This is a genomic window from Streptomyces odontomachicola (assembly GCF_039605595.1).
Classification (GTDB): domain Bacteria; phylum Actinomycetota; class Actinomycetes; order Streptomycetales; family Streptomycetaceae; genus Streptomyces.
Genome location: NZ_JBCFOK010000002.1, coordinates 333163 through 352909, shown reverse-complemented (window position 1 = coordinate 352909; position 19747 = coordinate 333163). Strand labels below are relative to the sequence as shown.

Genomic DNA, 19747 nt, shown 5'->3' with positions numbered 1-19747 from the left:
CACCACCTTCGGGCACGAGGACACGGCGACCCAGCGAAAAGCATTCTCATGAAAAAATGAGCGCTCCTGCGGACTTCTCTGGGAGAACGAGTGATGAACGACGCCCTCGACCTCAAGATAATCAACGCGCTGTCGCTCGACGGCAGGGCCTCGTTCCGTTCTCTGGCCGGGGTCCTGGGCGTGTCACCGCAGACCGTGCAGCGCCGCTACGCGCAGCTGCGGAGCGGTTCGGCCCTGCGGGTGCTGGGCCGTACGTATCCGGAGGCGGTGGGGGACGAGCTGTGGTTCCTGCGCCTGAAGTGCGCGCCGGGGTCGACCGACGCGGTGATCTCCGCCGTGGCCCGGCACGAGGAGACGGACTGGGTGCACCTCACCTCCGGCGGCACCGAACTCGTCTGCACGACCCGCAATTCGGAGGATGCCGAGCCCGCGCTGCTGCGCAACCTCCCGCGCACGCCGCGCGTCACCTCGCTCGGCGCGCAGCGCCTCCTGCACATCTACTACGGCGGCCCGCAGAACCCGATGGTCGACAAGACCAGCCCCCTGACCGCCGACCAGACAGCGCGGCTCGCCTTTCCCGCCGCGCCCGTCCCGCCCGAGCCCACGCGGCTGACCCGTACGGACCGCGCCCTGCTCAAGGTCCTGCACGAGGACGGCCGCGCCGAGAACCAGGAGCTCGCCCGCGCCGCGGGCTGCTCGCCCTCCACGGCGCACCGCCGCGTGAGCGAACTGCGCCGCCAGGGTGTCCTCTACTTCGACCTGGACTACGACCCGGGCCTGGTGGACCGCCGGAAGGCCACGATGCTCTGGCTGTCGGTGACGCCCGCGTCCCTGGAGCGGGCGGGCCGCGCGCTGGCCGCACACAAGGAGGTCTCCTTCGCGACGGCCACCACGGGCCCCACCAACCTCTACGCGGTCATCACCTGCCCCCACGCCCGGGCCCTCCACGCCTACCTGACGGGCCCCCTGACCGACCTCCCCGGCCTGAACCAGGTGGAGAGCGCACCGGTGACCCGGACGGTGAAGAGAGCGGGGACACCGCGTCCGTGACGACCTCCGCCACGTCCCGCGAGCCGACAGCCGCTTTCGGGAACGACAGCTTCCGTCCTCCTCCATAGTGGTGGTGCGGTGGGTGCGTTCGACGGCCTGGCCCCAGTACGTACCGGCGACCATGAGGACGGCGCCGACCGAGGCCCACACGGTGGGCGAACAGCGCGGCGGGCGGGGGCGGGACAGAGCCGGGGACGCCCGCACCCGTACGCACAGCGGGAGTTGACCCACCGGACACCCGCCGCTCGCCGCCCGCCGGGTGCCGGCAGCGCCGCGCGGTTACGCTGCCGTCATGGATGCCGCCGGCTGGGAATTCGCTGAGCGCCCGCCCGACGCGCGGCTCGCCGGGCTCGTGCTGCGGTACGAGGGGTACGCGCTCTCCTCCGCGCGGCCCACGGAGCGGCGGGAACTGCCCGGTACCACGCTGCCCCTGGTGATCGCCTTCGGCGAGGGGTTCACGTTGGACGGCGCGCCCATGCGCTCCTTCACCGGCGGGCTCCAGGAGACCAGCGTGCTCACGGGCTGGCCGGCACGGGTGCAGGGCGTGCAGATCGACCTGTCGGTGCTCGGCGCCGGAGTGCTGCTCGGCGTGCCGCTCTCCGAGCTGACCGGGCGGCTCGTCGCGCTGGAGGACGTGTTCGGACCGCTCGCGGAACGGCTGGCCGAGCGGCTGTACGAGCTGCCGGGCTGGTCGGCGAGGTTCGCGCTGCTCGACGACCTCCTGCTCGCGCGGCTCGCCGAGGCCCGCTCCCCGGGACCCGCGCTGACCTGGGCCTGGCGGCGCATCCACGAGACCGGCGGCGCGCTCGACATCGGCACGCTCGCCGACGATCTGGACTGCGGCCGCCAGCATCTGACCACCCGTTTCCGGCACACCTTCGGCGTACCCCCGAAGGCGCTCGCGCGGCTGCGGCGCTTCGAGCTCGCGGCACGGCTGGTCGAGGAGGGCGCGCTGCCGCTGGCGGAGGTGGCCGCGCGCACCGGCTACAGCGACCAGGCGCACTTCACACGGGAGTTCCGCCGCTTCGCGGGCAGCTCGCCCCGCGAGCATCTGCGGCTGCGGCGTACGGAGCCGACGGCGGACGCGGTCACCGCGGGCTGACTCACGAATCCGCCGAAACGCGCAGCCCCCGCGCCGCGCAACACATCCCCGCACCGGACAAACATTCAATACGCGGGGCCGCCGTCTTCCTACGGTTGTGGGTACCGGAATTCATCCGCCCCGCACAAGGAGCCTTCCATGCCCGAGGGAATTCCCACCCCCAGCGTCATCCCGTACCTCCTCTACGAAGACCCCGAGCGCATCCGCGACTTCCTGGTCGACGCGCTCGGATTCACCGAAGTGGCCACCCACAAGGGCCCGGACGGAAGGGTCGGCAATATCGCGCTCCGCATGGCGGACAAATACGTGATGCTCAGCACCGCCCAGCCCTCCTTCGGAATGGCGCCGCCCGGAGGCCTGCCCGCACTGCACGCGGGCGTGATGGTGTACGTCGAGGACGTGGACACCCACTTCGCGCACGCGGAGTCGGCGGGCGCGACGATCTGGTACCCGCCGCAGGACATGCCGTACGGGCAGCGGGAGTACGGGGTACGGGACCCGGAGAACGGGTTCTGGTGCTTCGGCACCCTGCTGCATGGCACCGACCTCGGGTAGCGGCCGCCCTGGGGACGGCCCTGAGGACCCCCTGGGGGAGGCGGCGATGGCCGAACTTCCGCGCTGTCCGGCTGATTCTGGCCGGAAGCGTGACTCTTTGGAGTGGCCTTGATCGCGCGACGGCCGGTTTCGCCCCCTCCCCCGCGCTCTCTTAACGATCATGCTGAGCGTGATCAATCCATTCAGTCGTCGCGTGCGCCGCCGGGCCCTGCTGCCCGCAGCGGCCGGCACGCTCAGCATGCTCTCCCTCCTGTCCGCGCTGCCCGCCGCAGCCCAGCCCTCCGCCGGGCAGCCCGCCGCGGCCAACGCCGCCGAGCGGCCCTCGTCCGGGCCCTGGCCCACCAACGCGGCCGAGGCCCGCACGTCCTCGTACCTCGAGTCAGCGCGCCAGGACCCCGGCCGTCTGAAGGAGTTCTTCAAGAGCCTGCCCAAGGGCGGTGACCTGCACAATCACCTCTCGGGAGCCGTCTCGACCGAGTACCTCATCCAGCTCGCCGGCGAAGACGGGCTGTGCATCGAGGAGAAGACCATGACGGCCGTGGACGGTCCGTGCGGCCCCGGCAAGCGTCCGGCCGCCGACGCCCGTACGGATCAGGACTTCCGCAAGGCGCTGCTGCGGGCCTGGTCGATGGAGGACTTCCCCAAGGGCGAGTCGGGGCACGACCACTTCTTCGACACGTTCGGGAAGTTCGGCAGGGTCACCTGGTTCAACACCGGGAAGATCCTCGCGCACGTGGCCAACTCGGCCGCCGCGCAGAACCAGCAGTACCTGGAGACCATGTCCACTCCCGCATCCGAGGACGGCAAGAAGCTGTCCGAGGAAGTGGGCTGGGACCCCGACCTGGAGTCGCTGCACGACAAGCTGCTCGCCGGCGGCCGCCTGGACGCGCTGGTGAAGAAGGCGAAGTCGGAGGCGGACTCCGCCAACGCGGACTTCCGGGCGGCGGCGCACTGCGGCACCGACAAGGCCACCCGCGCCTGCAAGCTGCCCATGCGCTGGATCTCGCAGGTCTCCCGCAACAGCAAGCCGGAACGTGTCTTCACGCAGATGGCGCTCGGCATGCGGCTGGCCGAGCGCGACAACAGATTCGTCGCGGTCAACCTCGTACAGCCCGAGGACGGCGAGCCGGCGCTGCGCAACTACCGGCTCCAGATGCGCATGCTGGAGATGCTGCACCGCAAGTACCCGAAGGCCCACATCACGCTGCACGCGGGCGAGTTGACGCCGGGTCTGGTCAAGCCCGAGGACCTGAAGTTCCACATCGACGATGCGGTGCGGACCGGGCAGGCCGAGCGCATCGGGCACGGAGTCGACCTCGTACACGAGGACAACTGGCCGTCGCTGGCGCGCCGCATGGCGCGCAAGGAGGTCGCCCTGGAGGCGCCGCTGACCAGCAACGCGCAGATCCTCGGCGTGAAGGGCGACGAGCACCCCTTCAACACCTACCGCGCCTTCGGGGTGCCGGTGGTGCTGTCGACCGACGACCCGGGGATCTCGCGCATCGACATCAGCCACGAGTACCAGTACGCGGCGAGCACCTACCGGCTGCGCTACCCCGAGATCAAGCAGATGGCGCGCGCCTCGCTGGAGTACGCGTTCCTGCCGGGCAAGAGCCTGTGGCGGGGCAAGCCCACGCGGGACGGCTACCGTCCTGTGTCGGCCTGCGCGAACGAGCGTCCGGGAAGCTCGTCCCCCGGCTCCTCGTGCCGCTCGCTGCTGTCGGCCAGCCCGAAGGCGGCCGTGCAGTGGCGCCAGGAGGCGGCCTTCGCGTCCTTCGAGCGGCAGCACGCGGGCGCGTGAGCGTGAAGCGTTGACCAGCCGCTGATTCACCGTCGAGTACGGGGCGGGCGTTGCTGTTTCGCGCCCGCCCCGTACCGGCGCATCGTTCCGGCGCGTTCCGGTTGCTCAGACGCGTTCCGGTTGCTCAGACGCGTTCCAGTGCGCGGTGCGGGCCGCTGGGGAGTTCGGCGCCGATCGCGTCGCCGGGGCGTACCACGCCGCCCTCGCGCACCACGCTCATCACACCGGTCTTGCGCACGACGTTGCCCGCCTCGTCGCGGCCGACGACCTGCTTGAGCAGGCCCTCCTGGAACATGTCGATCTGCAGGCAGGGATTGCGGAGCCCCGTGACCTCCAGCACCGCGGAATCTCCGATGCGCAGGAGGGTGCCTGCCGGGAGGCCGAGCAGGTCGATGCCGGTGGTGGTGATGTTCTCGCCCAATTCGCCGGGCGCCACCGCGAATCCCTCCTCGCCCACCTCGGCGAAGAGCTCCTCGTGGATGAGGTGCACCTGGCGCAGATTCGGCTGGGTGGGGTCCTGCGCGACGCGCGACCGGTGCTTGACCGTCTCGCCCGCGTGCACGTCGCCCTCCACGCCCAGACCGGCGAGAAGCGTGATGCTCTCCCTGTTGGGCTTGGTGAACGCATACTCCCCGTTGCTGCTGACCGCTCTCACGCGTGCGCTCATGCTGCGGAATCCCCCTCTTCGATCTTCCGGTCGGCCACGAGCCTAACCCGGGGCAGCGGCGTGCGTGCCGCTCATTCCCGCATCGCCCCTGCTCAGCGGGCCGCAATCGCCCCCGCTCGGCGCGCGCTTGAAGGGTTTCTGTCGGCCGGGTTCAGAAATCCTCGATGGACTCCCGGCGCCCCTCGCGGCACATTGGTTGCCGCCGCCGGCCGGCCGCGTGTCCGCTTTCCCGTCCGTTCTCTCCGCAGGGAGTCGTGCCATGAAGGCACTGGTGAAACAGCGTGCCGAACCCGGTCTGTGGCTGACCGACGTGCCCGAGCCCGAGGCCGGCCCCGGCGACGTACTGATCAAGGTCCTGCGCACCGGTATATGCGGAACCGACCTGCACATCAGATCCTGGGACGGCTGGGCCCGGCAGGCCGTCGCGGCGCCGCTGGTGCTCGGCCACGAATTCGTCGGCGAAGTGGCCGCGGTCGGCGCCGATGTGTCCGACGTCGCGGTCGGCGATCTGGTCAGCGGCGAAGGCCATCTGGTCTGCGGAAGCTGCCGCAACTGCCGCGCGGGCCGCCGCCATCTGTGCCGCTCCACGATCGGCCTCGGGGTGGGCCGCGACGGCGCGTTCGCCGAGTACGTGGCGCTGCCGGAGTCCAATGTGTGGGTCCACCGCACCAAGCTGGACCTCGATGTCGCCGCGATATTCGACCCCTTCGGCAACGCCGTGCACACCGCGCTGTCCTTCCCGCTGGTCGGCGAGGACGTGCTGATCACCGGCGCGGGGCCGATCGGCATCATGGCCGCCGCGGTGGCCCGGCACGCGGGAGCCCGCAACGTCGTGATCACCGACGTGAGCGACGCGCGGCTGGAGCTCGCGCACAAGGTCGGCGCGACTCACACGGTGAACGTCGCGCACAGCGATATCGCCGCGGCACAGCGCCGGTTGGGGCTCAAGGAGGGCTTCGACATCGGCCTGGAGATGTCCGGGCGCCCCGAGGCCATGCGCGACATGGTCGACAACATGACGCACGGCGGCCGCATCGCCATGCTCGGGCTGCCGGCCGAGCAGTTCCCCGTCGACTGGGCGCGGATCGTCACCTCGATGATCACGGTGAAGGGCATCTACGGCCGGGAGATGTTCGAGACCTGGTACGCGATGACCGTGCTGCTGGAGGGCGGGCTCGACCTGACCCCCGTGATCACCGGCAGCTACGGCTACCGGGACTTCGACGCCGCCTTCGACGAGGCCGCCACCGCGCGCAGCGGAAAGATCATCCTCGACTGGACCGCCTAGCCGGGCGGGTCACCCGAGCCGACTGAGCCACCCGAGCCGCCCAAGCCGTCTGATCCGCCCAAGCCGGAAGCCGCCCCGGCCTCCGCGCCCCGTGCTCCGTCCCGTACCTCGTACTCCGTCCCCGTACCGCCTCCGCCCTTAGGAGATCCCAGATGTACGCGTCCGTCCGCGACGACCTCCGCGCCACCCTCCAGGAGATCCGCACCGCAGGGCTGCACAAGCCCGAGCGCGTCCTCGGCACCCCGCAGAGCGCCGCCGTCGGCGTCACCTCGGGCGGCGCGCCCGGCGAGGTGCTCAACTTCTGCGCCAACAACTACCTCGGGCTCGCCGATCACCCCGAGGTGGTGGCCGCCGCGCAGGAGGCGCTGGACCGGTGGGGCTACGGCATGGCCTCGGTCCGCTTCATCTGCGGCACCCAGGAGATACACAAGGAGCTGGAGCGGCGGCTCTCGGCGTTCCTGGGGCAGGAGGACACGATCCTGTACTCCTCCTGCTTCGACGCCAACGGCGGCGTGTTCGAGACGCTGCTCGGCCCCGAGGACGCGGTGATCTCCGACGCGCTCAACCACGCCTCGATCATCGACGGCATCCGGCTCTCCAAGGCCCAGCGCCACCGCTACGCGAACCGCGACCTGGCCGAGCTGGAGCAGCGGCTGAAGGAGACCCAGGACGCGCGCCGCCGCCTGATCGTCACCGACGGCGTGTTCTCCATGGACGGGTACGTGGCCCCGCTCGCGGAGATCTGCGACCTCGCCGACCGCTACGACGCGATGGTCATGGTCGACGACTCGCACGCCGTGGGCTTCGTGGGCCCCGGCGGCCGCGGCACCCCCGAACTGCACGGCGTGATGGACCGCGTGGACGTGATCACCGGCACATTGGGCAAGGCGCTAGGCGGCGCCTCGGGCGGCTACGTCGCGGCGCGGGCCGAGATCGTGGAGCTGCTGCGCCAGCGCTCGCGCCCGTACCTGTTCTCCAATGCGCTCGCCCCCGTGATCGCCGCGGCTTCCCTGAAGGTCCTCGACCTGCTGGAGTCGGCCGGCGACCTGCGCGAGAAACTGGACGCGAACACCCGCCTTTTCCGCGGCAGGATGACCGAGGCGGGCTTCGAGATCCTGCCCGGCGACCACCCCATCGCGCCCGTCATGATCGGCGACGCGGCGGAGGCGGCGCGCATGGCCGAACTCCTGCTGGAGCGCGGCGTGTACGTGATCGGCTTCTCCTACCCCGTGGTGCCGATGGACCAGGCGCGCATCCGCGTACAGCTCTCCGCCGCGCACTCCACGGCCAACGTCGAGCAGGCGGTCGCGGCGTTCTCCGACGCCAGGGCGACAATGACGTCGTGATCGACCCGCGCCGACTGAGGATCCTGCGTGCCGCGGCGGACCACCGTACGGTGACCGCCGCGGCCGCGGCCCTGCATCTGACCCCCTCCGCCGTCTCCCAGCAACTGGCGGCCCTGGAGCAGGAGACGGGCCACGTCCTGCTCACCCGCAGCGGACGGGGCGTGCAGCTCACGGCGGCCGGCGAGCTGCTGCTGATCCACACCAACGCGGTGCTCGCCCAACTGGAGCGCGCCGAGGCGGACCTGGCCGCGTACGCGGACGGCAGCGCGGGCGAGGTCACGGTCGCCGCCTTCGCGACCGGCATCGCAGAGGTGCTGGCCCCGGCGCTCGCCCATCTGCGCGCCGAGCGCCCCGGCATCCGGCTGCGGGTGCGGGACGCCGAGGGCGACGAGGCGCTGCCGATGCTGCTGGACGGCGAGGCGGATCTCGCGCTCGCGGTCGAGTACCGCGGCGCGCCCCGCGAGGACGACCAGCGCCTGGCCCGCGTCGGGCTCTACGCCGAGCCCTTCGACGCCGTGCTCCCCGCGGCGCACCCGCTCGCCGGGGAACCGCACGTGGAGCTCGCCTCGCTGTCCTGCGACGAGTGGGTCGGCCCCTACCCGGGCAACCCTTGCCACGACGTGATGCTGCTGGCCTGCGAACTCGCCGGTTTCGAGCCCGCTTTGGCGCACTCATCCGACGACTTCCGCGCGGTGGTCGCGCTGGTCGGCGCAGGAGCGGGGGTGGCGCTGGTGCCGCGCTCCGCGCTGCGCGGGGTCGAGCCGCGCAACGCCGTCGCCCTCCCGGTGACCGGGCCCGCCGCGACCCGCCGCGTCTTCGCCGCCGTACGCAAGGGCGCGGAGGCGCATCCGCTGATCCATCCGGTGCTGGACGCGCTGGTGGGCGCGGCGAAGGGGCTGTCCACGCTGTGACGTCGCCCGCGCGGCTCCGTACACGGGGGCTGCGCGCTGCTCCCGTACGAGGGCTCAGTACCTCCAGCGGTACGCGGCCGCCACCAACTCGGCGTCGTGGCCGGCCATGGCCTCGGCCTCGCCGCGGCGTACCGCGAGGACGGCGTCGGCGAGGACCGGGCCCAGGGCGGCGCGCAGCGGCGCGTCGTCGCGGAAGGCGGCCGCCGCCTTGTGGAGCGTTTCCGGGAGACGGGCCACGCCGCGGGCCGACGCCTCGGAGGGCGTCAACCTGGCCGGGTCGCCGGTGATCTCCTCGGGCAGCCGGGCGGAGTTCTCCAGCCCGTCCAGGCCGGCGGCGAGCAGGGCGGCGAGCGCGAGGTACGGGTTCGCCGCGAGGTCGGCGGGCTTGAACTCCACGTTCGCCGCCCGGTCGCGGTGCCCCCGGGTCCCGGTGATCACCCGCAGCGCCGCCTCGCGCGTCTCGTGCCCCCACGCGGCGAAGGCCCCCGCCCACTGCGAGGGCCTGAGGCGCAGATAGCTGGCCGGGCTCGGCGCGGTCACCGCGAGCAGCGCGGGGAGGTGGGCGAGCAGGCCCCCGAGGAAGGATTCGGCCTCCGGGGTCATGCCGTGCCGGAGCGCGCCGCCGGAGTGCAGGTTGACCCCGTCGCGCCAGGCCGAGAGGTGGATGTGGCCGCCGTTGCCCACCCCTTGGGCGAAGACGGACGGGGAGAAGGACACCTTCAGGCCGTGCCGCAGCGCCACCGCGCGGAGGGTGTGCCGCATGAGCACGCTCTGGTCGGCCGCTGCCACCGGGTCGAGCGCGGCGGCGGAGATCTCGAACTGCCCCGGTGCGTACTCGGGATGGAGCTGCTCGACCTCCACGCCCTGCGCCGCCAGCGCGACCAGCACCTCAGCGGCGAAGTCGCTCAACTCGGCCTGCCGCGCCGCGCCGTAGGCGGGCCCCGTGCAGGCCGGTACGAACTCCCCGTCCGGGGCGTCTCCCCTGCCGGTCGCCCACTCGATCTCGATAGCGGCGCTGAAGCTCAGGCCGTGCCGCTCCCCCGCCCCGGCGGTGAGGCGGCGCAGCAGGGTGCGGGTGCACGCCGGGTGCGGCGCGCCGTCCTGGGTGCGCCGCTCGACCGGGGCCCAGGCCCAGCCCGGCTGCGCCGCGAGCACGACGAGCCGGTCGAGGTCCGGGTACAGCCGCAGGTCGCCGTCCGGCGAGCCGAGGACGTCGGTCTGCACGAAGGAGTCGTCGGCCAGGAACGTGTCGAACACCGGCGACATGCCCACGCCGCGCGCCACGGCCGCCCCGAGCCGCGCCACGGGAACGGTCTTCACGCGCGTGATGCCCGCGGTGTCGACGTACGCGAGCACGACGCCGTGCACGCCGCGTTCGGCCAGCTCGGCGCCGAGGGCGGAGGCCCGTTCGACGGCGGCGGGGTCAGGGGCAGGGGCGCTGTCGGGTTCCGCACCGGGGTCGGGGTCCGGGGCGTGCGGCGCGGCTTCGGTCATGTGCGCTCCTCGGTGGGGGCTCCGTGGGCGGATGCGGGCTTCCCCGGCTTCCTCGCCGGGCTCGGCCTCCTCACCGGCATCGTGCCCGGCGGAGTACGGCGTACCGCGCGGCGCGAAGAGGGTCCACCGCATCTGCGTAGTCGCCGAGGGGCGCGGTGGCGTAGCGCGCTCCCACCACACGGAAGCGCCGCGCACCCTCAGCCAGCAACCCGCCCCGCGCGGCGATCAGTCAGCCGCCCGCCCCCAGGCGGTCAGACGGCCGCCCGTCCCGCGAGCCGGCCCGCCTCCTCCACGTGGTCGCTCCGCCCCAGGAGTTCCCACCGTTGGAGGGCCAGCGGGACATTGCCCTCGCGCCACAGGCGGTCGTGGAAGCCGGCGAGGTCGAAGGCGTCGCCCTGCTCCTCACGCGCCGCCGCCAGGAGGTCGAGGATCTGCGTCTTGCCGGCCTGGTAGCTGAGCCCCTGGCCCGGCGCTGCGGAGAAGAGCACCGCCTCCTGCCAGGCCGTGGCGTGATCGACCGGCACCCGCTCGGCCAACTGCGCGGCGGCTTCCTCCAATGCGAGGTCGCCGAGCGCCAATCCGAGGTCCACGTCCACCCGCAGCGCGCGCAGCCGCATGGAATTGGCCAGAAAGGCCCCGCTGGCCGGAGCATCGTCGAAGAGCCCGGCGGTGAGCGTCAGTTCCTCGTGGTGAAAGGCGAGACCCTCGTTGGGCACGGAATCGTGGAAATGCCGCCGCACCGGGTCGGAATGCTGCCACGAGAGTGCCAATTGGTGCGCGTGCACGCCCTCGTGGACAATTCCGGTGCGCGGGTCCAGCACCTTCGCCTGCTCGAAATAGGAAAGCCCGGGCCCCGGTTCCGGCACATACCGCACCGCGTCCTCCCGTGCGTGCTCCGGCGAGGCCAGGTAGTGCGGCACCCCGAGCCAGGTCAGCGGCGCGAGATAGGGCGGCATCGGCGCGAAGCGGTAACGCCGCAGATCCGCGGGCAGCCGCAGCAGCCCGCGCTCAGCGCAGAAGCCGCGCACCTCGGCCTCCTGCACCGCCTGCCGCTCGACGAGGGTCCCGGCACCGGCGCTCTCCCGACCCGGCGCGCGGCTGCGCCAGGACTCCTCCAACGCCACGGCCCGCGCGTATTCGCCCCTGGCGTGCGCGCGCAACTGCTCGGGCCCGTACGGCAGCAGCGCGACCCGGTGCAGATAGAAGGCCAGCGCCTCGGTCCCGATCGCCGTCGTGCCGCCGAATTCGCGGCCCTCCAGCCATGCACGGAACGCGGCGAGATGTCCCGCGGTCTCCTCGGCGAGCGCCGGCAACTCCGCCGCGTACGGCGCAGGCAGCAGCGGAGCGAGCGCGGCCATGGCACGCCGTACGTCCTCGGGCCCCCGGTCCAGCAGGCGCCGCGCGTACGCCGCGAAGGGCGCGGCCGCGTGCTCTGCGAGGTTGGCGCGCGCCTGGCGCAGGACCTCGGGGACCTGCCGCAGGTGCCGCAGCACGGCCGCGGCGCGCTCGGGCCCGAACGGCGGGGGCTCCAGCAGCAGTTCGTACACCGCCACCAGGGCCTGGTCGAGGTAGAAGCAGGGGTTGCGCTGCCAGCCGCGCACCATGTCCAGCTCCCAGTGGACCTTGTCCAGCGCGGCGCCCAGGAGCCGCCCGTCGACCTGGACGGCGACCGGTTCCCCGCCCAGTTCGAGGGCCCGGTGGCGCGCGGCGAACTCCGCCAGGCGGCGGCGCCGCTCCTCCACGGCCTCGGCCGACCAGTCGGCGACCCATCCCTCGGGCCGCGCGACACGCGGGACGTCGTCGTGCGAATCGGCTTGGCTGGCGGTGCGCCAGCGCCGGAACTCCTCGCTCAGCCCGACGAGTTCCTCCGCGTACGCCGTACCGCTCGCGCTCTTCTCCCCGCCCGTCATCCCGTTCTCCCTCTCCTCGTGATCATCCGACTGTGGCCCCTCACCGCGCGCTCGGCACACCCCCGCTCCCCCGCGCCGCACCCATCACGCCACCGCGCCGCACCACGAGCGAACTCCCCCGCGTACGCCGCGCCACCACCACGTTCAGCACCCACCCGCTCGCCACCAGCGCGACGAGCGCGAGCGGGAACGCGAGCAGGGGCCCGTGCGCCGGGAGCGCCGTGGCCAGGGTCAGCAGGAAGCAGCAGGTGGCCGCGGCGGAGAGCAGCGCGCCGCGGGTCAGCTCGGCCGCGGCCCGCGCTCCGCCGGAGCGGTGCACCGTGGGCGCCATCACGGCCAGCAGCACGGGCAGCGTGGACAGCACCCCTCCCACGTACGAGCCGAGCAGCCGCGCGCCCGCCATCGCCGCCAGCACCGTGCCGGTCGCCAGCGCCATCCGCAGCGGCGTCTCCCAGGCGCGCGCCGCCTGCCGTACGGGGACCGAATCGCTGGTCACCCGCCATGTCCACAGCCCCGCGAGGACGACGGCGACCGTGACGGCGGCGGTCAGCCACACGTCGCCAAGAGCCACGCCGACCGCGCCCGCCGCAGCGGCGGCGAGCAGCGCGCGGGCCAGGGTCCGCCAGGGGAGCAGTCGCGGCGCGAGCCGCCCGTAGGCCAGGCAGAAGCAGGCCACCACCAGTTGTCCGGCCACGCTGCCCTGCGCCGCCTCCGCCCCGGCCGACCGCCCGGCGTCCCAGCAGACCAGCGCCAGAAAGGGCCCCGTCGTGGTGGGGGCGCCCAGAAGCCGGCCGCCCCGGCGTGGCCCCAGCCTCCGGGCCACGACCGAGGCGAGCAGCACCATCGACGGCGCGAGGGCCGCCCGGAACAGCAAGATCTCCATGCCCGGGACACTGCCAGGAAAGCCGCCGAAGGTGGCTCGGAAATATCGCGGCTACCCACCCGTACGCCACGCTTTTCTCGGCCGATGCCGTGGTCGACCGAGATTCTCTACGATGGCCTCCATGGACCGCATCGACCGGGAACTCGTGACCCTCCTGCTGGCCAACGGCCGCGCCACCTACCAAGAGCTGGGCCGCGAGGTGCGGCTCTCCGCCAACACCGTGGCCGACCGCGTGCGCCGGCTCCAGAAGGACGGCATCATCCGCGGCTACCACGCCGACCTCGACCTGGCCGTGCTGGGCCACGGCATGGAGATGCTCAGCGACATCCGGCTGCGCGAGGGCACCGACAGGGCCGCGTTCGAGAGCCGGCTCGCGACCGTCCCACAGGTGATCGGCGGGATGCGGCTCACCGGCGAGTACGACTACCAGCTCCGCATCGTGTGCGCCGACGCGCGCGAATTCGAGACGGTCATCGACCACCTCAAGCAGCACCTCGCGGTACGCGAACTCCGCAGCCGCCTCATGCTGCACGAGGTTCCGCTGGGCCAGGAGCGCCTGTTGGAGCAGTGAGCCGCGGGGTTCCCGTGCCTGCGCGATGCCTGCGCGATACGTACGCGGCGAGGGCGAGAAAGAGAAAAGGCAAGGAGTGCTGCTCTCCTTGCCACTCTCAACATATAGCGCACGGGGGGCCTTGCCGCAAGGCCCCCTCAATGCCGCACAATCAACGGCCCACGCAAAGCCGCGTACACGTCGCGCGCAAAAGGCGCCGTTCAGAATGCGCTGCTCAGAATGCGCTACTCACCCCACCGGAGTTGATGTCATGCATCCGGGCCCCGACACCCCTGTGACCACTGGTGTCTTCGATCTCCCCGAGCGCCTCGCGGCCAAGGACGATCCGGAACTCATCGCCGCCGACGAAAAGCATTTCGCCGCACTCGCGGAATGCCTGGAGCACTCGAAGGACGAACTCACCGAACAGCTCGCGGAATTGCGGAAATCCCCCGGCGGGATCGGCCGGCAGGCGATGGAGCGGGACGCCGAGATCCACCGGCTGACCGCGCGCCTGCGCACCCTGCGCCGCTTCGGCCTCGACCTCTGCCTGGGACGCATCGTCCACGAGGGGCGGGCGGAGCCCGTGTACGTCGGACGGCTCGGCCTCACCGACGGCGCCGGGCGGCGGCTGCTGGTCGACTGGCGCTCCCCCGCGGCCGAACCCTTCTTCGCGGCCACGCACGCGCACCCGATGGGCCTCGCGAGCCGCCGCCGTTACCGCTGGTCGGATGGCCGGATCGGCGATTGCTGGGACGAGGTGTTCAGCGCCGAGGGGCTGGAGGGACACGCCGCGCTCGACGACCAGTCGGCGTTCATCGCGAGCCTGGGCGGCAGCCGTTCGGCGCGGATGCGCGATGTGCTCGGCACACTCCAGGCCGACCAGGACGCCATCATCCGCGCCGGTTCGAGCGGGGCGCTGGTGGTCGACGGCGGGCCGGGCACCGGCAAGACGGTCGTGGCGCTGCACCGTTCCGCGCATCTCCTGTACTCCGACCCGCGGTTGGGCCACCGCCGCGGCGGCGTCCTGTTCGTCGGCCCGCACCGGCCGTACCTCGCGTACGTCGCCGACGTGCTGCCCAGCCTCGGCGAGGAGGGCGTGCGGACATGCACCCTGCGCGACCTGGTGGACGAGGGCGCGGCAGCAGGGCCCGAATCCGACCCCGAGGTGGCGCGGCTCAAGTCCTCGGCGCGCTGGACCGACGCGATCGAGCGCGCGGTGCGGGTCTATGAGGAGCCGCCGGACAAGGGCACGGTGATCTCCACCGAGTGGGCCGACATCCGGCTGAGCGCCGAGGACTGGGCGCAGGCGTTCGACGCGGTCGAGCCCGGCACCCCGCACAACGAGGCACACGAGCAGATCCGCGAGGAACTGCTCGACCTCGTACTGGACCGGTACGAGGACGGGGGAACCGGAGACAGCGACGCTCCGCCCGAGGCACTGCGCCGAGCACTCCGCGACGACCGGGAACTGCTCCGCGCCCTGCACCGCGCCTGGCCCCTGCTGGAGGCGGAGGACCTGGTCGGCGACCTGTGGTCGGTGCCCGCGTATCTGCGGCTGTGCGTGCCGTGGCTCGACGCCGGGGAGGTGCGCGCGCTCCAGCGCGGGGACGTCCATGCCTGGACGGTCTCCGACCTGCCGCTGCTGGACGCGGCGCGGCGGCGGCTCGGCGACGCGCGGACCGAGCGGCGCCGACGGCGGCAGGAGGCGGCCGCCGCGGCCGAACGCGCGCGCATGGCCGACGTCATCGAGGACATCCTCCAGGCCGACGACGACGGCGAGGGCGCGGTGACCATGCTCAGGGGCCGGGACCTCCAGGACACCCTGGTCGACGAGGCGGCCCTGCCGTCGGCCGACCCGGACCGGCTGGCCGGCCCCTTCGCGCACATCGTGGTGGACGAGGCGCAGGAACTCACCGACGCGGAATGGCGGATGCTGCTCGCGCGCTGCCCCTCGCGCAGCTTCACCATCGTCGGGGACCGTGCGCAGGCACGGCACGGCTTCACCGAGTCGTGGCGCGAGCGCCTGGAGCGGGTCGGCTTCGACCGCATCACCCTGACCTCGCTGGGCATCAACTACCGCACTCCGCAAGAGGTCATGGCGGAGGCCGAGCCCGTCATCCGGGCCGCGCTCCCGGACGCCAACGTGCCGGTCTCCATCCGCAGCACCGGCGTTCCCGTCGTACGGGGTTCCGCGCGTGACCTGGAAGCGGTGCTCGACTCCTGGCTCGCCGAGCACGCGGAGGGTACGGCGTGCGTGATCGGGGACGCCGTGTTCCGGGCGAGGCCGCGCGTGCGGTCCCTGCCGCCCGAGCTGTCGAAGGGACTCGAATTCGACCTCGTCGTCCTGGTCGGCCCCGAGGAATTCGGCACCGGCGCGGCAAGCGGCGCCGGGACCGGCGGCGACACCGGCTTCGGCACCGACATCCAAGGCGCCGTCGACCGCTATGTGGCCATGACGCGGGCGACCGGACGGCTCGTACTCCTCACCGGCGCGTAAACGCGCAAACCGGCTCCCCGTCCCGGCCCGGCGTACCGCCCCGACAGCGGCCCGGCGTGGACACCGGTACGGCGACCGGCACAGACGCCGGTACGGGCTTTGCCGTCACGCGGCGGCAAAGCCCCCGACTGGCGCGAAAGCCCCGATTCCCTCCCTCCCCCGCGGGCATCCGAACGGAGCCGGGCCGACGGAGCAGAGCCCGCTCCCTCCGTGGCCGAGACCGCACCGGGCCGGGGGCGGTTCCGCTTATGGAATACCCCCCTGGGTATACCTGTTAGGGTGACCATCGAATACCCCCCTGGGTACCACCTCGCGGAAGGAGTCATATCCGTGTTCTTCACCGAAACTCTGGAATTCGAAGGGCTGGGCAACCGCAGCTACCTGGCCGGCGGCTCCGAGGCCGCCGTCGTCGTGGACCCGCCGCGCGACATCGACCAGGTCATCGCCGCCGCCACGAGGCGCGGAGTGCGGATCGCCCTCGTGGTGGAGACGCATGTGCACAACGACTACGTGAGCGGCGGCCTGGAGCTCGCGCGCGTCAGCGGCGCCCGCTACCTCGTACCGGCCGGCGCCTCGGTCTCCTTCCCGCACACCCCGGTCGAGGACGGCGACACCTTCGCCGTGGACGAGGGCCTGGCGCTGCGCGCGATCGCCACCCCCGGGCACACCCCGCACCACACCTCCTACGTGCTGGAGGAGAACGGCCGGGGCGCCGCGGCCTTCACCGGCGGCTCCCTGCTGATCGGCACGGTCGGGCGGCCCGACCTGGTGGAACCGCGGCTGACCGAGCAGCTGGCCAGGGCGCAGTACGACTCGGCGCACCGCCTCACCGAGGAACTGGACGATGACGTACCGGTGCTCCCCACCCACGGCTTCGGCAGCTTCTGCTCCTCGGCCCAGGCGGAGGGCGACACCACCACGATCGGCGCTGAGCGCAAGAACAACGACGCGCTGACCAAGGACGTGGACACCTTCGTGGCCGAGGTGCTCGCCGGGCTGGAGGACGTGCCCGCGTACTACACGCACATGGCCCCGGCCAACGCCTCGGGACCCGCGCCGGTGGACCTCACCCCGCCGCGCACCGCGGACGCCGAGGAGATCGCCAAGCGGCTTGCCGCCGGTGAGTGGGTCGTCGACCTGCGCAATCGCGTCGCCTTCGCCGAGGGCCACGTCGCCGGTTCCTTCAACTTCGAGGGCGAGGGCAAGCTCGCCACCTACCTGGCCTGGCTCATCCCCTGGGGCAAGCCCGTGACCCTGCTCGCGGAGACCCCCGAGGCGATCGCCGCCGCCCAGCGCGAACTCGTCCGCGTCGGCATCGACCGCCCCGCGGCCGCCGCCAGCGGCGGCCCGGACGCCTGGATCCGCGAGGGCGAGGAGCCGCGCTCCTTCCCGCGCTCCACCTTCGCCGGACTGGCCGCCGAGCGGGCCCGCGCCGACGAGGCGGTGGTACTGGACGTACGCCGCGACTCCGAGCGCGCCAACGGCTACATCGAGGGCTCGGTGCACATCCCCATCCACGAACTGCACGACCGCCTGGGCGAGGTGCCGCCCGGCGTGGTGTGGGTGCACTGCGCGGGCGGCATGCGCGCGGCGATCGCCGCCTCGCTGCTGGACTCCGTGGGCCGCGAGGTCGTGGCCGTGGACGACGGCTTCGACGCCGCCCCCGAGGCCGGGTTGCGCCTCGTACGGGCCGACGGCTGATCCGACCGCAGCCGCCCGTATCCGCACACGGAGTGATCGCACCATGTCCTGTCTTGCCCGCCTGATACCCCGCCGGGTACTCCCCCGCTCCCTGCGCGGGGACCCCGGCCCCCGCCGGAACCCCGCCCGCCTCACGCCGGCCGAGGCGCACCGCCGGGCCGAGGACGGCCGGTGTGTCCTGCTCGACGTCCGTGAGGCGTCGGAGTGGGGCGCCGGCCACGCGCCCGGCGCCCACCACCTCCCGCTCTCCCGCCTGCTGGAGGGCGCCGCGCTGCCGCCGGCCGCCGAGGGCAGACCGGTGGTCGCCGTCTGCCGCTCGGGGCAGCGCTCGCAGCGCGCCGCCCGGCTGCTGGCCGAACGCGGCGTGGAGGCCCGCGACATGTCCGGCGGCATGCTCGCCTGGGCCGAGGAGGGCCTGCCGGTCGCCGGCGGGAACCCCGGCGACGGCGCCGGCGGCGGTGCCACGCCGTGACCGACCTGATTCTCGCCCTGCTCGCCGGGGGCGTGGTCGGGCTGGCGCTCGGCGCGCTGGGCGGGGGCGGCAGCGTGCTCGCCGTGCCCGCGCTGATCTACCTGCTCGGCTTCGCCCCCGCCGACGCCACCACCGCCAGCCTCCTGATCGTCACCGCCACCTCCCTCACCGCGCTGTACGCACACGCCCGCGCCGGGAACGTGCGCTGGAAGACCGGCGCCCTCTTCGCCGCCGCCGGCCTCCTCCCGGCCGCGGCCGCCGGAGCCATCGCGACCCGGCTGCCGCAGCCGGTGCTGACCGGCGCCTTCGCCCTCATCGCCGCCCTCGCGGCCCTCCGCATGCTGCGGCCCCGCACCGCCGGACCGGGAGACGGTACGCAGCCGTCCCGGCCCATCAAGGCCGCGGCGGCCGGAGCGGGGCTGGGCGGACTGACCGGGCTCCTCGGCGTGGGCGGAGGCTTCCTCGTCGTACCGGCCCTGGTCACGGTGCTGGCCTTCGAGATGCAGGCGGCCGTCGGCACCAGCCTCCTGGTCATCTCGGCGAACTCGCTGGCCTCCCTGGCCACCCGCGGCGCCACGGCCCATGGCCTGGACTGGGCGGTGATCGCCCCCTTCGCCGGGGCGGCCGTCCTGGGCGCCTGGGACGGCAAGCGCCTGTCGGGCAGGCTCTCGGGCCCGCTGCTGCAGCGCGGCTTCGCGCTCGTGCTGCTCGCCGTGGCCGCGTTCATGCTCATCGACGTACTGGTCTGAACCGCCTGCCCCGGCAGCGGCGGCGCCGCCCAGCCGACGGGCTCGGCGCCGTCATCTCCCCTTTCACCCGCATCAGTTATTCCGGGCTTCACATTCCCGTATACCCCTACGGGTATCCTCGGGAAGGGAGCACACCGCAAGGAAGGAAGCACCACCATGTCCGCCATCACCGCCCTCACCCCCGAGCAGGCCAGCGCCCGCCTCGACTCCTTCACCGTCATCGACGTGCGCACCCCCGGCGAATACGCCTCAGGACACCTGCCCGGCGCCCACAACATCCCCCTCGACGAACTCGACCGGGCGGTGCCCACCCTCAAGAGCACGGCGGACCGCGCCGAGCTCCTGCTCGTCTGCGCCTCCGGCGCGCGGTCGGCGCAGGCCGGGCAGCGCCTCGCCGAGCACGGCGTCGCGACCGCCACGCTCACCGGCGGCACCAGCGCCTGGGCGCAGCTCGGGCACGACGTGCAGCGCCCCGAGGGCGAGCGCGGCACCTGGGCCATGGAGCGCCAGGTCCGCCTCGCGGCGGGCTCCCTGGTCCTGACCGGCCTGCTCGCCGGGCGGCGCTGGAGCGCGGCCCGCCTGCTGTCCGCCGGTATCGCCGGCGGCCTGGTCTTCTCTGCGCTGACCGACACCTGCGGCATGGCGCGCGTGCTCGCCAAGCTCCCGCACAACCACCCCAGCTCCTCCGACCTGGACGCCACTCTCGCCGACCTGGCCCGCTGAGCAGCGGCCGCCGCCGCGGCGCGCCGGCCGGCGCGCGTGGGACTC

At 73.0% G+C, this 19747-nt stretch carries 17 protein-coding genes; 13 read left to right on the top strand and 4 right to left on the bottom strand.

Annotation, left to right across the window (positions count from 1 at the left end; all coding sequences use genetic code 11):
- Positions 1-93 precede the first annotated feature (93 nt).
- From ABEE00_RS04375 to ABEE00_RS04360, 4 genes are all read left to right on the top strand, one after another.
- On the top strand, positions 94-1050 hold the full coding sequence (locus tag ABEE00_RS04375; RefSeq protein WP_345743873.1) for an Lrp/AsnC family transcriptional regulator: 957 nt from the start codon (positions 94-96) through the stop codon (positions 1048-1050).
- 292 nt (positions 1051-1342) lie between these two features.
- Positions 1343-2152 carry a helix-turn-helix domain-containing protein gene (locus tag ABEE00_RS04370; protein WP_345743872.1) on the top strand — a complete coding sequence of 270 codons (810 nt, stop codon included), beginning with the start codon at positions 1343-1345 and terminating at the stop codon, positions 2150-2152.
- A gap of 138 nt (positions 2153-2290) precedes the next feature.
- Positions 2291-2707, top strand: a complete 417-nt coding sequence (locus ABEE00_RS04365; RefSeq protein ID WP_345743871.1) for a VOC family protein — start codon at positions 2291-2293, stop codon at positions 2705-2707.
- A 160-nt stretch (positions 2708-2867) separates the two neighbouring features.
- A complete protein-coding gene (locus ABEE00_RS04360) occupies positions 2868-4508 on the top strand; it encodes an adenosine deaminase family protein (RefSeq protein ID WP_451918490.1) in 1641 nt (546 codons plus the stop codon).
- Positions 4509-4632: 124 nt separating this feature from the next.
- Here ABEE00_RS04360 and ABEE00_RS04355 read toward each other — a convergent pair whose 3' ends face one another.
- On the bottom strand, positions 4633-5175 hold the full coding sequence (locus ABEE00_RS04355) for an MOSC domain-containing protein (protein ID WP_345743870.1): 543 nt from the start codon (positions 5173-5175) through the stop codon (positions 4633-4635).
- A gap of 259 nt (positions 5176-5434) precedes the next feature.
- Between ABEE00_RS04355 and tdh the strand changes: the two genes are divergently transcribed.
- The 3 genes from tdh (at position 5435) to ABEE00_RS04340 (ending at position 8720) form a co-directional block, all read left to right on the top strand.
- Positions 5435-6463 carry an L-threonine 3-dehydrogenase gene (gene tdh / locus ABEE00_RS04350; RefSeq protein WP_345743869.1) on the top strand — a complete coding sequence of 343 codons (1029 nt, stop codon included), beginning with the start codon at positions 5435-5437 and terminating at the stop codon, positions 6461-6463.
- A gap of 152 nt (positions 6464-6615) precedes the next feature.
- A complete protein-coding gene (locus tag ABEE00_RS04345) occupies positions 6616-7809 on the top strand; it encodes a glycine C-acetyltransferase (protein WP_345743868.1) in 1194 nt (397 codons plus the stop codon).
- The gene (locus tag ABEE00_RS04340) at positions 7806-8720 is read left to right on the top strand and encodes a LysR family transcriptional regulator (RefSeq protein WP_345743867.1); all 915 of its coding nucleotides are present in this window, start codon (positions 7806-7808) and stop codon (positions 8718-8720) included. The genes ABEE00_RS04345 and ABEE00_RS04340 overlap by 4 nt, the downstream gene beginning before the upstream one ends.
- Before the next feature lie 54 nt (positions 8721-8774).
- Here the strand turns inward: ABEE00_RS04340 and ABEE00_RS04335 are convergent, their stop codons facing one another.
- The 3 genes from ABEE00_RS04335 to ABEE00_RS04325 all read right to left on the bottom strand — a co-directional run bounded on the left by ABEE00_RS04335 (position 8775) and on the right by ABEE00_RS04325 (position 13007).
- Positions 8775-10214, bottom strand: a complete 1440-nt coding sequence (locus ABEE00_RS04335) for a type I glutamate--ammonia ligase (protein ID WP_345743866.1) — start codon at positions 10212-10214, stop codon at positions 8775-8777.
- Between the two features lie 251 nt (positions 10215-10465).
- On the bottom strand, positions 10466-12124 hold the full coding sequence (locus ABEE00_RS04330; RefSeq protein ID WP_345743865.1) for a DUF885 family protein: 1659 nt from the start codon (positions 12122-12124) through the stop codon (positions 10466-10468).
- A 40-nt stretch (positions 12125-12164) separates the two neighbouring features.
- On the bottom strand, positions 12165-13007 hold the full coding sequence (locus ABEE00_RS04325) for a hypothetical protein (RefSeq protein ID WP_345743864.1): 843 nt from the start codon (positions 13005-13007) through the stop codon (positions 12165-12167).
- Positions 13008-13128: 121 nt separating this feature from the next.
- Here ABEE00_RS04325 and ABEE00_RS04320 point away from each other — a divergent pair, with 121 nt between their 5' ends.
- From ABEE00_RS04320 to ABEE00_RS04295, 6 genes are all read left to right on the top strand, one after another.
- Positions 13129-13578, top strand: a complete 450-nt coding sequence (locus tag ABEE00_RS04320) for an Lrp/AsnC family transcriptional regulator (RefSeq protein WP_345743863.1) — start codon at positions 13129-13131, stop codon at positions 13576-13578.
- Positions 13579-13828: 250 nt separating this feature from the next.
- Positions 13829-16057 carry an RNA polymerase recycling motor ATPase HelR gene (gene helR, locus ABEE00_RS04315; protein ID WP_345743862.1) on the top strand — a complete coding sequence of 743 codons (2229 nt, stop codon included), beginning with the start codon at positions 13829-13831 and terminating at the stop codon, positions 16055-16057.
- Between the two features lie 330 nt (positions 16058-16387).
- Positions 16388-17758, top strand: coding sequence for an MBL fold metallo-hydrolase (locus tag ABEE00_RS04310; protein ID WP_345743861.1), 1371 nt, complete (start codon positions 16388-16390; stop codon positions 17756-17758).
- 43 nt (positions 17759-17801) lie between these two features.
- Positions 17802-18230, top strand: a complete 429-nt coding sequence (locus tag ABEE00_RS04305) for a rhodanese-like domain-containing protein (RefSeq protein ID WP_345743860.1) — start codon at positions 17802-17804, stop codon at positions 18228-18230.
- The gene (locus tag ABEE00_RS04300; protein WP_345743859.1) at positions 18227-18979 is read left to right on the top strand and encodes a sulfite exporter TauE/SafE family protein; all 753 of its coding nucleotides are present in this window, start codon (positions 18227-18229) and stop codon (positions 18977-18979) included. The genes ABEE00_RS04305 and ABEE00_RS04300 overlap by 4 nt, the downstream gene beginning before the upstream one ends.
- Positions 18980-19135: 156 nt before the next feature.
- Entirely contained in the window at positions 19136-19702 is a 567-nt protein-coding gene (locus tag ABEE00_RS04295; RefSeq protein WP_345743858.1) for a rhodanese-like domain-containing protein, read from the top strand.
- The last annotated feature ends 45 nt before the right edge of the window (positions 19703-19747 follow it).